General features: G+C 41.8%; 13 protein-coding genes and 1 pseudogene. 10 read left to right on the top strand and 4 right to left on the bottom strand.

Annotation, left to right across the window (positions count from 1 at the left end; translation table 11 throughout):
* Positions 1 to 2303 (bottom strand): annotated as a pseudogene (locus BV372_RS30920) (hypothetical protein); the annotation flags it as partial.
* 260 nt (positions 2304 to 2563) lie between these two features.
* Between BV372_RS30920 and BV372_RS30925 the strand changes: the two are divergent.
* The 3 genes from BV372_RS30925 to BV372_RS30935 all read left to right on the top strand — a co-directional run bounded on the left by BV372_RS30925 (position 2564) and on the right by BV372_RS30935 (position 5480).
* Entirely contained in the window at positions 2564 to 4435 is a 1872-nt protein-coding gene (locus BV372_RS30925; protein ID WP_086690756.1) for an ArsA family ATPase, read from the top strand.
* Between the two features lie 45 nt (positions 4436 to 4480).
* Positions 4481 to 4765: a hypothetical protein gene (locus BV372_RS30930; RefSeq protein WP_143845402.1), complete on the top strand. Its 285-nt coding sequence runs from the start codon at positions 4481 to 4483 to the stop codon at positions 4763 to 4765.
* Between the two features lie 127 nt (positions 4766 to 4892).
* Positions 4893 to 5480, top strand: a complete 588-nt coding sequence (locus BV372_RS30935) for a DUF1877 family protein (protein WP_086690760.1) — start codon at positions 4893 to 4895, stop codon at positions 5478 to 5480.
* Between the two features lie 193 nt (positions 5481 to 5673).
* On the opposite strand, the gene BV372_RS30940 is transcribed toward BV372_RS30935, so the two are convergent.
* From BV372_RS30940 to BV372_RS30950, 3 genes are all read right to left on the bottom strand, one after another.
* Entirely contained in the window at positions 5674 to 6075 is a 402-nt protein-coding gene (locus tag BV372_RS30940; protein WP_086690762.1) for a hypothetical protein, read from the bottom strand.
* Positions 6076 to 6087: 12 nt separating this feature from the next.
* On the bottom strand, positions 6088 to 6396 hold the full coding sequence (locus BV372_RS30945) for a hypothetical protein (RefSeq protein ID WP_086690764.1): 309 nt from the start codon (positions 6394 to 6396) through the stop codon (positions 6088 to 6090).
* 87 nt (positions 6397 to 6483) lie between these two features.
* Positions 6484 to 6732 carry a gas vesicle protein GvpG gene (locus BV372_RS30950; protein ID WP_086690766.1) on the bottom strand — a complete coding sequence of 83 codons (249 nt, stop codon included), beginning with the start codon at positions 6730 to 6732 and terminating at the stop codon, positions 6484 to 6486.
* A gap of 212 nt (positions 6733 to 6944) precedes the next feature.
* Here BV372_RS30950 and gvpN point away from each other — a divergent pair, with 212 nt between their 5' ends.
* The 7 genes from gvpN (at position 6945) to gvpA (ending at position 13023) form a co-directional block, all read left to right on the top strand.
* On the top strand, positions 6945 to 8114 hold the full coding sequence (gene gvpN / locus BV372_RS30955; protein ID WP_086690768.1) for a gas vesicle protein GvpN: 1170 nt from the start codon (positions 6945 to 6947) through the stop codon (positions 8112 to 8114).
* Positions 8111 to 8458 carry a gas vesicle protein gene (locus BV372_RS30960; protein WP_086690770.1) on the top strand — a complete coding sequence of 116 codons (348 nt, stop codon included), beginning with the start codon at positions 8111 to 8113 and terminating at the stop codon, positions 8456 to 8458. The genes gvpN and BV372_RS30960 overlap by 4 nt, the downstream gene beginning before the upstream one ends.
* The gene (locus BV372_RS30965; protein ID WP_086690772.1) at positions 8445 to 8879 is read left to right on the top strand and encodes a gas vesicle protein K; all 435 of its coding nucleotides are present in this window, start codon (positions 8445 to 8447) and stop codon (positions 8877 to 8879) included. The genes BV372_RS30960 and BV372_RS30965 overlap by 14 nt, the downstream gene beginning before the upstream one ends.
* A 41-nt stretch (positions 8880 to 8920) precedes the next feature.
* Positions 8921 to 9691 (top strand): GvpL/GvpF family gas vesicle protein, encoded by a 771-nt coding sequence (locus BV372_RS30970; protein WP_086690774.1) that lies wholly within the window; start codon positions 8921 to 8923, stop codon positions 9689 to 9691.
* A gap of 222 nt (positions 9692 to 9913) precedes the next feature.
* Positions 9914 to 11737 carry an AAA family ATPase gene (locus BV372_RS30975; RefSeq protein WP_086690775.1) on the top strand — a complete coding sequence of 608 codons (1824 nt, stop codon included), beginning with the start codon at positions 9914 to 9916 and terminating at the stop codon, positions 11735 to 11737.
* A 133-nt stretch (positions 11738 to 11870) separates the two neighbouring features.
* Positions 11871 to 12560, top strand: a complete 690-nt coding sequence (locus tag BV372_RS30980; RefSeq protein WP_086690777.1) for a GvpL/GvpF family gas vesicle protein — start codon at positions 11871 to 11873, stop codon at positions 12558 to 12560.
* Between the two features lie 241 nt (positions 12561 to 12801).
* Positions 12802 to 13023 (top strand): gas vesicle structural protein GvpA, encoded by a 222-nt coding sequence (gvpA, locus tag BV372_RS30985; RefSeq protein WP_073640805.1) that lies wholly within the window; start codon positions 12802 to 12804, stop codon positions 13021 to 13023.
* The last annotated feature ends 169 nt before the right edge of the window (positions 13024 to 13192 follow it).

Genomic DNA, 13192 nt, shown 5'->3' on the forward strand with positions numbered 1-13192 from the left:
CCATCAGGGCTAAAGGCGACAGAATTGATTTCTTTTTCATGCCCGCGCCAAGGTTGACCGATGGGGTTACCTTCCATATCCCACAAGCGGACTGTCGAATCATTGCTGGCACTGACAATCCACTTGCCATCAGGGCTAAAGGCGACAGAATTGACCCAATTCTCATATTTGCGCTGTGATCGCCCGATGACCCGCTCTTGTAGTATTTGATTTAGCTCCCACAAACGCACAGTTTTATCGCCACCACTGACAATCAGCTTGCTATCGGGGCTAAAGGCTAAGGAATTAACCTGTCCTTCATGTCCCCGCCAAGGTTGAGTGATGGGGTTGCCTTCAATATTCCACAAGCGTATTGTGCGATCGCAGCTACCACTAATAATAAACTTACCATCAGGGCTAAACGCTACAGAATTTACACGTCCTTCATGCCCACGCCAAGGTTGACCGATGGGATTACCTTGGATGTCCCACAACCGCACTGTAGAATCACTACTACCACTAACAATAAACTTGCGATCGGGGCTAAAGGCGACGCAAATAATTTTTGCCTCATGTCCGTGCCAGGGTTGAGCGATGGTGTTACCTTCTAGATCCCATAAACACACCGTTCCGTCAAAACCTACACTGATAATGCGCTCGCTATTTGGACTAAAGGCGACGGAAATAATTCCTTCCTTATGTCCGCGCCAAGGTTGAGTAATGGCGTTACCTTGTAAATCCCACAAACACACTGTTCCGTCAAAACCAACACTGACAATGCGTACCCCGGAGGGGTTGGCGCAGCCATCGCCATTGGGGTTAAAGGTGACGGAAATAATTCCTTCCTCATGTCCCTGCCACGGTTGAGTAATGAGATTACCTTGTAGATCCCATAAACACAAAATTCCGTCAATACTACCACTAACAATAAACTTGCTATCAGGACTAAAAGCTACACAATTAACCTCTTGCTCGTGTCCCAACAATAATTGAGCAGTGGGATTGCCAATGATATTCCACAAGCACACCGTAGAATCACTACTGCCACTGGCAATAAACTTGCCATCAGGACTAAAGGCTAGACAATTAACCTCTTGCTCGTGTCCACGCAAGCAATTTGCCTCTATAGGTGTGTTCGTTGCTTCCTTTAAGCTTCCCAAAACAGAAGCTAGAAGCTGGTTTGGGTATTTCTCTAGATTCTCACCCATTGTTTGAATTGCCAGCACCAAACCCTCTAGCGGTTGGACAGGAAGTAAATCCAAAACCTTGGCAGATTGTTCGCGCAGTTTTAATTCAGTTAGTGCAAGGTTTAACTTTTGAATCTCTTGTTCCTTTTCTCTCAAATGGCGATCGTGCCATCCAAGACTAGGATGAATAAATTGATTAGTTTGTTTGCTTAAATAACCAAATAATATTTGCTCTTTTAGTTCTTTATAAGTCTTTATTTTCAGAACCCGGTTTTGAATATTTTCGCTTTTCCACAGTAAATCCAGAGTATATTCCAGAAGTGGTAAAGAATCATCTTGTTGGTGAAAATTATCAATAATTTGCTCAATTAGTCCTTGTTCAAAGGTAACGCCATTTCTAGCAGCAGGTTTAGCGATCGCTAACTTTAATTCATCATCGCTCATTCTAGTGAGAATACAACTATAGCGGTCGTGGAGCTTCGCAAGTTGCGTATACTCACTAAATCTATCCAAAAAATTAGATCGCATTGTTAAAACAATTTTGACAGAGCTATCCTGTTGCTCGATCAGTCGAAAGAGACTAGCAACAAATTTGTCACGTTCCGGCTTTTGAGTTTCCGTAAACAGTTCTTCAAATTGGTCAATAAAAATCAGAACATACTGATAATTTTGTTTGATAAATCTGACAATTTTAATTAGTGTATCTTCTTTGATATCTCGACTGCTATCCGCTATTTTTGATTGTTTTTCATAGTTAAAATTAAGACTCTCATAAAGAGATGTAAAAGGATTTTTATTTGGTTGAAAATTTATGCTAATTAAGGAATTTTTACAAAATACTAAATAAGGAATTAAACCTGCCAGAATCAATGATGATTTGCCACTGTATGCTCCTCCCAAAAGCAAGAGTACATCATCTTGTTTTAAGCGATCGCTAATCTCAGCGATCCACTTCTCCCGGCCAAAAAATTTGTCTTTATCTTTAATTTCAAAAGTTTTTAATCCTAAGTAGGGAGAGTCTATTTTTAGTGGACGACGATAAATGTCCTCAAACTTACTGTCAGAAAACAAGTTGTATTCAGAAATACCTTGGACATGAGATCCAATATTTATATCGCCTTCAGAACTGTTAACCATCTTATCTCCTGACCTTTGGACACCCCTGGCTAATTCTTTCCCTCAGTTATAGTTCCTCGACTAATCTTTGTAAGTACCTCAACAAAATTAATTACACATTCTCTTGTGAAGCTTTTCCTGTCGCCGCCGTATATAGAAGTTTTGTAAATCCCATCTGCGAAAAATTAAGGTTTTAAATATATTTATTCAGCGAAATTACATAAGGCACTTTTAAAAATATGTAGTAAATTTATCCTAAAACGCCGGAAATGACAAACGGGATGGAACTTTTTGATAACCTACACCTTGCTATGTTTAGCGGCAAAGGTGGAGTCGGAAAAACAACAATCTCCTGCACCTTTGCATGTCGTTGGGCGCAGAAATTTGTCAACGAGCAAATTCTTTTAATCTCAACCGATCCGGCTCACTCTCTTGGAGATGTCTTACAAGTTAGCGTTGATGACATTCCTCGTCCCATAGCGGAACTACCTAATCTACTAGTAAGGGCGTTGGATGCAAAGCTTCTGCTACAAGAGTTTAAAGAACGTTATGGTCAGGTGTTAGAACTGCTAGTGGAGCGAGGTAGTTTTGTTGAGGGAGAAGACTTGCATCCAGTTTGGGATTTAAATTGGCCTGGTCTGGACGAGTTGATGGGCTTGTTAGAGATCCAACGTCTTTTCAACGAGCAGCAGGTTGATCGAGTAGTAGTTGATATGGCTCCTAGCGGTCATACTCTCAACTTGTTTGGATTGATGGATTTTTTAGACACTTTCCTCCACTCTCTGGAACTGTTTCAAGAAAAGCATCGGTATATTAGCAAAACCTTCGCTGGGAGCTACACACGCGATCGCGCTGACGAATTTTTGCAAACCCTGAAAGCTGAACTATCGCAAGGTCGTCGTCTACTTCAAGATCCTACCCATACTGCTTGTTTGTTAGTTGCGATCGCCGAACCAATGAGTTGGTTGGAGTCAAAACGATTCCTAGAAGCCTTACAAACCATGCAGGTTCCTTGCGGAGGGTTGTTTGTTAACCAAGTTCTTGCCAGTGCGACTGACCCAGATCGTTACCAAGAACAACAACCACTGATCGGTCAGTATACGGCTCTTGCTAACGGAAAGCCGATTTTTATCGTGCCACAGCAATCTCAGGAGCCTTTGGGAATTGTAGCCCTCAGCCATCTGATCGACCAAATCCATGTTCCTCAGCTTGAACCGCTATCTCGTATTGATCTACTCCCAGTTCAATGGCCTGAAACAATTCCTCCTAGCTTTGGAGATTTTCTCAACCAAGGTCGCCGCCTGTTACTAATTGGCGGTAAAGGTGGAGTAGGAAAGACTACAGTAGCAGCTGCCATTGGTTGGGCGATGGCTCAACAACATCCCGATCGCAAAATTCGCATGGTTTCCATCGATCCTGCTCATTCCTTGGGTGATGCCTTTGGTCTGAGTTTAGGACACGAACCGTATCAAATAACTGCCAATCTTCGAGGTCAGGAAGTAGATAGCGATCGCATTCTCGATCGATTCAGAGCCGATTACCTGTGGGAACTGGCCGAAATGATGAGTGGCGAAACCCAAACAAGCGAAGCTATTGAAATGGCATACGCTCCTGTTGCGTGGCGCAAAATTGTCGAGCAAGCTTTACCAGGGATTGATGAAATGCTTTCCCTGTTAACAGTAATGGAATTGCTAGAGCAACAAGAAGAAGACTTGATTATTTTAGACACTGCTCCTACAGGTCATCTTCTGCGTTTTCTAGAAATGCCAACTGCACTAGCAGACTGGTTAGCTTGGATTTTCAAACTCTGGATCAAGTATCAAAATGTTCTTGGTCGTACAGAGTTTATGGGGCGTTTACGAACTTTGCGACAGCGCGTAGTCAAAGCCCAAAAAGTGCTAAAAGACCCACAGCAAGCAGAGTTCATAGGGGTTACACTTAACCAAGCTAGCGTACTTGCCGAACAACAACGCCTGTTCAAATCTCTGCAAGAAATAGGTGTAAGCCAGAATTACCTTGTTCTCAACCGCTTTACTTCTACAGCAACCATTAATTGCGATTTTCCAGGTTTGACAATGGTTCGCTTACCAGTGCTTCCTCGCTCAGTTCAGCCTTTAGAACGCATCCAAGCAGCCGCCTCCTGTTTATTTTAAGTGCTAATTAAACTAAATACTTTCATACCCAAAGAGAAATTTATTATGCATCGCACTCCAAATCGCGGACAAATTCAAGCCAAACTTAGCTCAATGCCTCCTCAACGTTCACAAGCAAGAGTTTACTTAAATGCTTACAAAATGATGTTGGAAAAAGAGCGTTTAGAGCAGGAATTACAGAAACTCGAAGCACGCCGACATCAGATTCAGCAGCGCCTTGCTATTTTAAATAGTCAAATCATTGCTGAAGAAGACATCACCCATCAGCAAGCAAATACTGATTTAGAGGAAAATACACCAAAATTCAACACCATAACATTGGAATATTAAGTACTAAGATTTGAGATGCCTATTCTTTGCAACTTCCTTGCGCGATAGCCGGGAATATGGGGGAAGATGACATTGGGGTAACATTGCTTAAATTTAAACATTCAGCTTTTAGTATTTAAGAGGATTAATGTCTATTGAACTAAGTCTTCTAAAAATTGATTATGACAAACTCAACGACATTGAATCAAAATTGATTCAATGGGATGAGAATTATGAGGGTGAAGCCGATGACTCCTTTAGTCTTGAAAATGGTCTGACAGAGGTATTATATTTTCTGCTTACTGGTTTAACAGACTTTTCAGCAGCATGGTTCAGTGAGTCCAAGTTCTTAGTTGACGAAATAGCAATACCCAACTATGGAAACGTGCTGCTAGTTGATGCTTTAGCTGGCGGAACATGGTTGAAATCATTACGTTCTCATGGACTCATAGCATCTTTTTTGACAGTTGAACAGGTTAAGGAAGTTGCTCAGGCTTTGTCTCAAATTGCCCAAGAAGATTTAGTATCACGTTGGGATGCTTTGACACAATTCGCTAGTGCAGAGCGCCGTAAAATCATTGGTGGTTTGGAGAAATTGCAACCAAACTTTAGGAGATTGGAACAGGCTGTGGAGAATGTTAACGAGTTCTCAGAAGATTTTGTCAATGAGTTTGTTGCCTATTATATTGATGCTGCTGAAAATAATATGCCAATTGTAATTATTGACTGTACTTAGCTTTTGTTTTGTAGTGGGACTATCGGCAGAGAGTTCTTAGTGCATTACTGCGGTTATAGTTTGGAATTTCAATCTTTGCGATACCCCAAAGGTGAGCAACAAAGCCTACCTCAAACCCTTAGATATTCAGCTTTGCGCTAGGCACGAAAATTCGTTGCTTAGTTATTTCTTACTTCTACTTAATTCCCTAAAATTATCCAGATCGCTTCACAAGTAATGGAGAATCGACATCTAAAAGCCAATTCTCATCAATAAATTCTAGATTTTCATCATAAACAAGAACCAATTCACCAAGTTTTTGAGCATTGCTACTTGTAGTTTTCGTATTATCAACAGCATCAGCTATGAGCAAAAACTTTAGTTGTAAAAAACGTTCTTGGTGAGTAACGCCTATTGAACTGCTAACTAATTCAGTTTCTAGGGTACGAGGTAACGTAATTTGCTCATAATATTCATCTTGTTCATCCCAATAGCCACACACTTTATAATCACACTGATCAAGATGTTCTTGAACAAGAAGATTAGCATCTAAACTTTGTAATATTTCAGTTAAATCTTGCCAAACTTGATGATTTTTTAGTTCGAGCCTTGTCATAGTTGTGTGTGTTTAATGTTCTGTTACCAAACCAGGGAAGTGCAATATACCATCAATAAATTTTGCATGAAATCGGCGGTCGCCACCTTTACCTAAGACTTTAGATTTCAAATCGTAGCCAGATTCTTGGGAAGCCACCAACCCAACATTACTGCGAGGAGGTACAAGCCCTTTCTCAATGGCTTTTAAATGTTTCCCCTTTTGATCGTATTTTAATCCCAGCTTTATTTGTTCGCTGCCAAATGAAACTAGCAGACCACTGATTGAAAGATATACAGTATCAGGTTGAATATCTGCCCAATTATCGGGTAAAGTTTCCATTAAATTAAACTTGTATAGTACAAGCCTTTTCCTCTCTGCGTCTCTGCGCCTCTGCGTGAAAAAATCATCCCGCCTTTATACAACGCCCTATTCCCTATTCTCTGTTCCCTGCTTTTCTGCTTCCAGAATCGCTAATAAAAGAGCTTCCTCCTGAATTTCAAACTCTTCTTCCGCAATTTCTCCCATATCAAAAGCAAGTTGCAGTGCAAGAAGCTGCTTGCTGAGATTTTCTTTATCATCAATTTCAGTACTCGCTTGTTCTAAAATTTTTTCTCCAAGCCATGTTACCCCCATTAATGGGCCGGTAATCGGTAATAGTAAAAAGCGCAGAACCATATCATTTTACACTCGTGTGGATTTATTAAAGCTGTCCTCGCAAGACCGTAATCATGCTGATGACATAGATATTAAACATTACTAGTCTTGTGTTGATGACAAAATTCTTTGGATTTGAGTCCAGTTAAGGCTTATTGACATCCGTATTTTATATATCTGATGTGCAAAAAATTACTTTTTTAGAAAATTACTATTTAGGAGGTACTTAGAGCTTGACAACAGTATTAAATGCATCTCCGCAGCGATTTGTCAATACCCCTGCTGTTCAACGCGTCGCTCAACGTGCTTTGCGCTATCTCCAGTCAGGTTTTTCAGTACATTTACGTGGTGCGGCCGGAGTCGGAAAAACTACTCTGGCAATGCATCTAGCTGATTTGCTCAACCAGCCTATCATCCTCTTATTTGGAGATGATGAGTTTAAAACCTCAGACTTGATTGGTAATCAGTTAGGCTACACCCGCAAAAAGGTCGTTGATAACTTTATCCACAGCGTTGTTAAAGTTGAGGATGAACTGCGACAACACTGGGTTGATGCCCGATTAACCCTAGCTTGTAAAGAAGGATTTACGCTGGTTTACGACGAATTTAATCGATCGCACCCGGAGGTAAATAACGTTTTACTCTCGGTACTTGAGGAGAGGTTGTTAGTATTGCCAACAAATCAACAGCGAGCAGAGTATATCCGGGTTCATCCTAAGTTTCGGGCAATTTTAACATCAAATCCTCAAGAGTATTGTGGAGTTCATGCAACACAGGATGCTTTGATGGATCGTGTTATTACCATCGATATGCCTCCACCTGATGAACTAACTCAGCAGGAAATTGTAGTTCATAAAACAGGCATAGATTCTGAGAAAGCAGACAAAATCGTGCGCTTAGTACGGATGTTTTGGAGTCGATCTGGCTCTGGACAGGGCGGTGGGTTACGTTCCTGTCTGATGATTGCTAGAATCTGCCACGAACACGAAATTTCCGTAAACTTTGAAGAGCCTAACTTCCAAGATATTTGTGCCGATATCCTGCTTACTCGCACGAATCAACCTCGCATGGAGGCGACTCGGCTACTGGAAGAGGTTTTGAGTGAATTGCATCGTAGTACAAACACTCAATCTCAGCCAGCAGAGATCATACCAGACAGCCAAAATCAGATTGTATTGGAACAACGAGTACCTTACGAGCATGAAGTTTACAACTACCTGTGCAAGTCTCCAGGAAGGCGTTTCTCTGATTTGGCAGCAGAATTAGGCATCGATCGCAGTCAAATTGTAGCTGCACTCAAGTCTCTCAGAGAACAGGGAGTATTATTGCAAATGCAGGGTAATGCTGAACTGCCAAACATATCACAAGTGGCTTTTGATTCTGGCCATTTAATAAACAAATGAGTACTCATACTAACCGGGGAGTTATTACATCAACTCAAGGTTCCACCTTGGCAGATATTCTCGAACGGGTTTTAGATAAAGGCATTGTGATCGCAGGAGATATTTCTGTTTCTGTCGGCTCCACAGAACTGCTCAACATCCGAATTCGTTTGTTGATTTCTTCTGTTGATAAAGCCAAAGAGATTGGAATTAACTGGTGGGAGAGCGACCCCTATCTCAATAGTCAAGCTCGTTCCTTATTAACAACTAATCAACAACTTCAAGAGCGTGTTGCCAGTCTAGAAACAGAACTGCGATCGCTCAAAGCACTCAATCCTATTAATCATCAGAATGCAGGCGATTAGCAAATCAAAAGGTTCCGATTCAGGTTTAGCACCGTTGTTACTGACGGTTGTTGAACTGATACGCCAACTCATGGAAGCTCAGGTAATCCGGCGCATGGATGCTGGCAACCTCAGCGACTCTGAGTTAGATCGGGCTGCCGAAAGCCTGCGACAGCTTGAAAAACAGGTTATTCAGCTTTGCGAAGTCTTTGATATTGACCCAGCCGAGCTAAATATTAACTTGGGTGAAATAGGAACTTTACTTCCCCAATCTGGAGGATATTACCCTGGTGAAACCTCTAGTCAACCCTCTATTCTAGAACTCCTCGATCGCCTATTAAATACAGGTGTGGTGGTTGAAGGTGACTTGGACTTAGGACTGGCTCAGTTGAACTTAGTCCATGCCAAGTTAAGGTTAGTACTCACCTCTAAACCCCTGTAACTTTTTTATCTACATTCTTCTTTTCTTGGTAATACATTCTTATGAGTTATGGCTTTTACATTTATGGAATTTTGACCTTGCCTGCTCCAGAAAATTTAAATTTAGAGGGCTTAGATCGGCAACCCGTACAAATTAAAATTTTGGATGATTTTGCAGTAATCTACTCCGAAGCACAGCAGGAGCGTTATTTGGCAAGCCGTCGTAACCTGCTAAGTCATGAGAAAGTCCTTGAGGAAATCATGCAAGCAGGCGATGTCTACGACGGGCTACGGCAACGCAATTTACTACCCGTGCAATTTGGACTTTTGGTTGCAAACTGGGAAACATTTACACAACAATTAATTCGTCCTCATCAAGAAGAATTGACGCAATTACTAGCAAAATTATCAGGTCGCCGAGAAGTTAGCGTCAAAGTTTTTTGGGATACCGAGGCAGAAATTCAGGGATTGTTAGCAGAAAATCCAGATATCAAAACCGAAAGGGATAAGCTAGCTGGTCAACCTCTGAATATGGAGCAGGTAATCCAAATAGGACAAGCCATAGAACAGGGAATGAGCGATCGCAAACAAGGCATCATCAATTTATTTCAAGGCACGCTCAACTCCATTGCGATCGATGTGGTGGAAAATAATCCCCAAATGGACACAATGATTTACAACGCAGCCTACCTAATTCCTTGGGAAGCAGAATCACAATTTAGCGAACAGGTAGAAGCACTCGATCGCCAATTTGAAGAACGTTTGCGAATTCGCTACAACAACTTCACTGCCCCCTTTAACTTTGCTCGTCTGCGATTATTCAGTTCCAACTAAACAGCAATAAAAATTGAAAATCAAAAATTATTAGACCTCTTGCAAAAGTGCTAATTTAAAATTTTCTCTCTGTGCGATGCCAGATGCTTCAAGTCGGGAAACCCGCCCAACGCACTGGCTCCTCTGCGCCTCTGCGTGAGATAAAAAAATGCTTGTTTTCCAACATTCGTGCAAGAAGTCTATTGAAATTTTTCTTCTCTGTATTTTATTTAACTAAAATCAATGGACGACATATTTAAAGGATTTGAACAGCTATTAGAAATTGCCAAAGCTTTAGAAGAAAAAGCAGAGAAAGGCGAGTTAAAAACTTCTATTCAAATTCGCTCTCATAATCTCAGTAGTATTCCCCGACAAGGCAATATTCCGAGAAAAAGTAGTTCCAGCCGAGTCCGATCTAATTCCAACGATGCAGCGACACCAATGGATGATGCTGAAGTCACCCCCCCATCACCTCGGACAAACTCAAAAACTTCTTGGCAAGATGTCGGCGGCTTGGGTGATGTTCTCAAGGAAATCAGAGAGTTAGTTGAAATTCCCCTAAAACGTCCAGACTTATTAGCAAAATTAGGGTTAGAGCCTCCGCGTGGAGTTTTGCTAGTTGGCCCGCCCGGAACGGGAAAAACTTTAACAGCCCGTGTTTTGGCAGAAGAGTTAGAGTTAAACTACATTGCCATCAATGGCCCAGAGGTGATGAGCAAGTATTACGGGGAAGCAGAAGCTCGTTTGCGAAGCATTTTTGAGAAAGCAACTCGTTCTGCTCCCTGTCTGATATTTATTGATGAAATTGACAGTCTCGCCCCAGATCGCAGCCAAGTAGAAGGTGAAGTTGAAAAAAGACTAGTAGCGCAGTTGCTTGGGTTAATGGATGGGTTTGCCAAAACCGAGGGCGTACTCGTACTAGCAGCAACAAACCGTCCCGATTATCTCGATCCGGCACTGCGTCGTCCGGGACGCTTCGATCGCGAAGTTCATTTTCGCGTTCCCGATCGCAATGGACGATTGGAAATTCTCACGATTTTAACAAGTGCCATGCCCTTGGAGACTGCGGTTGATTTAGGAGCGATCGCAGATTTGGCCGTCGGTTTTGTTGGTGCAGATATCAAAGCTCTTTGTCAAAAAGCAGCCTACATTGCCCTGCGTCGTCAAGTCCCCTCGCTCAACAGTCCCGTTCCTGAGAACATGACTATCATGCAGCAGGATTTTCTCGAAGCAATTAAGGAGATAAAACCCTCAGTTCTCAGGTCTGTAGCAGTTGAAGCACCTAGTGTAAGTTGGGATGATATTGGTGGTTTGGATGATGTGAAACAAAAACTTCAAGAATCTGTAGAGGGCGCACTCCTCTATCCCGAACTATACGAACAAACCAAAGCCAAGCCTCCCCGTGGGATTCTGTTGTGGGGTCCGCCAGGAACGGGAAAAACATTACTTGCAAAAGCGATCGCTTCCCAGGCTAGAGCCAACTTTATTGCTGTGAATGGCCCGGAATTACTCAGCCGATGGGTAGGAGCCGCAGAACAAGCAGTTAGAGAACTCTTTGGCAAAGCTCGGCAAGCAGCGCCTTGCGTTGTGTTTGTAGATGAAATCGATACCCTAGCACCAGCACGGGGAAGATTCAGTGGTGATTCTGGAGTTAGCGATCGCGTTGTCGGTCAACTGCTCACCGAATTGGATGGGTTGCATGAATGCCCGAAAGTATTGTTAGTAGGAGCAACCAATCGTCCAGAAACCCTCGATCCTGCCTTGCTCAGAGCCGGAAGATTGGACTTACAAATCAAAATCGATCTACCAGATCGAGCCAGCCGATTAGCAATTTTACGAGTTCACAATCTAGATCGTCCCTTGGTTGATGTCGATTTAGAAACCTGGGCGACAGTTACCGAGGGTTGGAATGGCGCAGACTTGGCTTTGTTGAGCAACCAAGCTGCTTTAAGCGCAATTCGTCGATACCGCGCTCAGGGATTGAGCGACTCTAGCCTGATTCAGATTACAAATGATGATTTTCAAGTTACATATCAGATGCTTGCCAATCAGCACCAATCTCAATAATGGTCTGTCGCATTAGTTATGAGGGCTTATAGATCCCCGACTTCTTAAAGAAGTCGGGGATCTGAACACCTGCAAAAAACACAGAAGTTCAGTATTTATACAGACTTAATTACTTAATAAATATCCCTAATTTATGTCAATATACGCCTATGCTCTTCTAGTACCGATCGCATCACCGCTTGTTCTACCTTTAGGGATGGAAAGGAATACTGAACTCGTTTACTCTTCTGGTTTAGCCGCGATCGTAGAGCCGGAAATCTCACTGGAAGCATTACAAGCAACTGATGAGCGTTTACTTCAAGCTGTATTAAACCACGATCGTGTAATTCGAGAACTTTTTCAACAAACTCCCCTTCTTCCCCTACGCTTTGGGAGCGGTTTTAACTCGCAAGAAACACTGCTGAATCATCTAGAAAAACACCAACAGCAGTATCTAGAAACCCTAACTCACCTAGCAGACAAAGTTGAGTACACTTTAAAAGCTACACCCTGTAATTTGCTTGACGAGTCTGACACTATTGATGCTAGGGGGAAAGCCTATTTATTAGCTAAAAAACAACGCTACCAAACCCAGCAAGCATTTCAAGCACAACAATCCGAACAGTGGGAACTCCTGAACCAGTTAATTCTCAAAACATATACAAATGTTATCTGTGAAACTCGACAGTCAGATGTGCGGCAAATCCACTTTTTAGCACAGCGCAACAATTCAACGGTCAGTACGCAGCAATTTTCTCTTTGGCAAGTACAATGCTCGCACTGGCAATTGGCACTGAGCGAACCTCTACCACCCTATCATTCTCTCAAAAATCCTCTTATATAAATTTATAAAAAATAATATTTAAAGTTTGTCAAGAAAAAATAAAGACGAGATGATTTTTTCTGTTATTTTTTTGTCTAAAAAAAAATTGTTAACTTTTTAGTATTTTTTTATTTCCTTTTATTTATCTTATGTTTTTGGGAACAATAAATCTAGGAAGAATAAAACACATTGTGTAAGTTTTACCTACTGCTCGCGCAGAGCAAGATGAAACCAATAATTAGATTTATGTGAGGAAAATAAAATGGCTGTTGAAAAAGTTAACTCATCTTCAAGTCTGGCTGAAGTTATTGACCGCATTTTAGACAAAGGAATTGTAGTTGATGCTTGGGTGCGTGTTTCTTTAGTTGGTATTGAACTGCTAGCAATCGAAGCTCGGATTGTCATTGCTTCAGTTGAAACTTACTTAAGATATGCTGAAGCAGTTGGTTTAACGTCTCAGGCTGCTGTTCCATCTGCTGCTTAAAACACATTAGAAAAAGGGAGTTTTCATGGCTCCCATTTCAATACGGTACGGATAAGCATTTTGCGCTAAGAATTGGTTTGGGGAAAAGGTTAAAGGGTAAGGGTTAAAGGTTTTTTCTTTCCCTTTCCCCCTTCGCCTTTACCCTTTAACCAAACCGTATTGGCTCCCA

This window comes from Nostoc sp. T09 (assembly GCF_002154695.1).
GTDB lineage: Bacteria > Cyanobacteriota > Cyanobacteriia > Cyanobacteriales > Nostocaceae > Aulosira.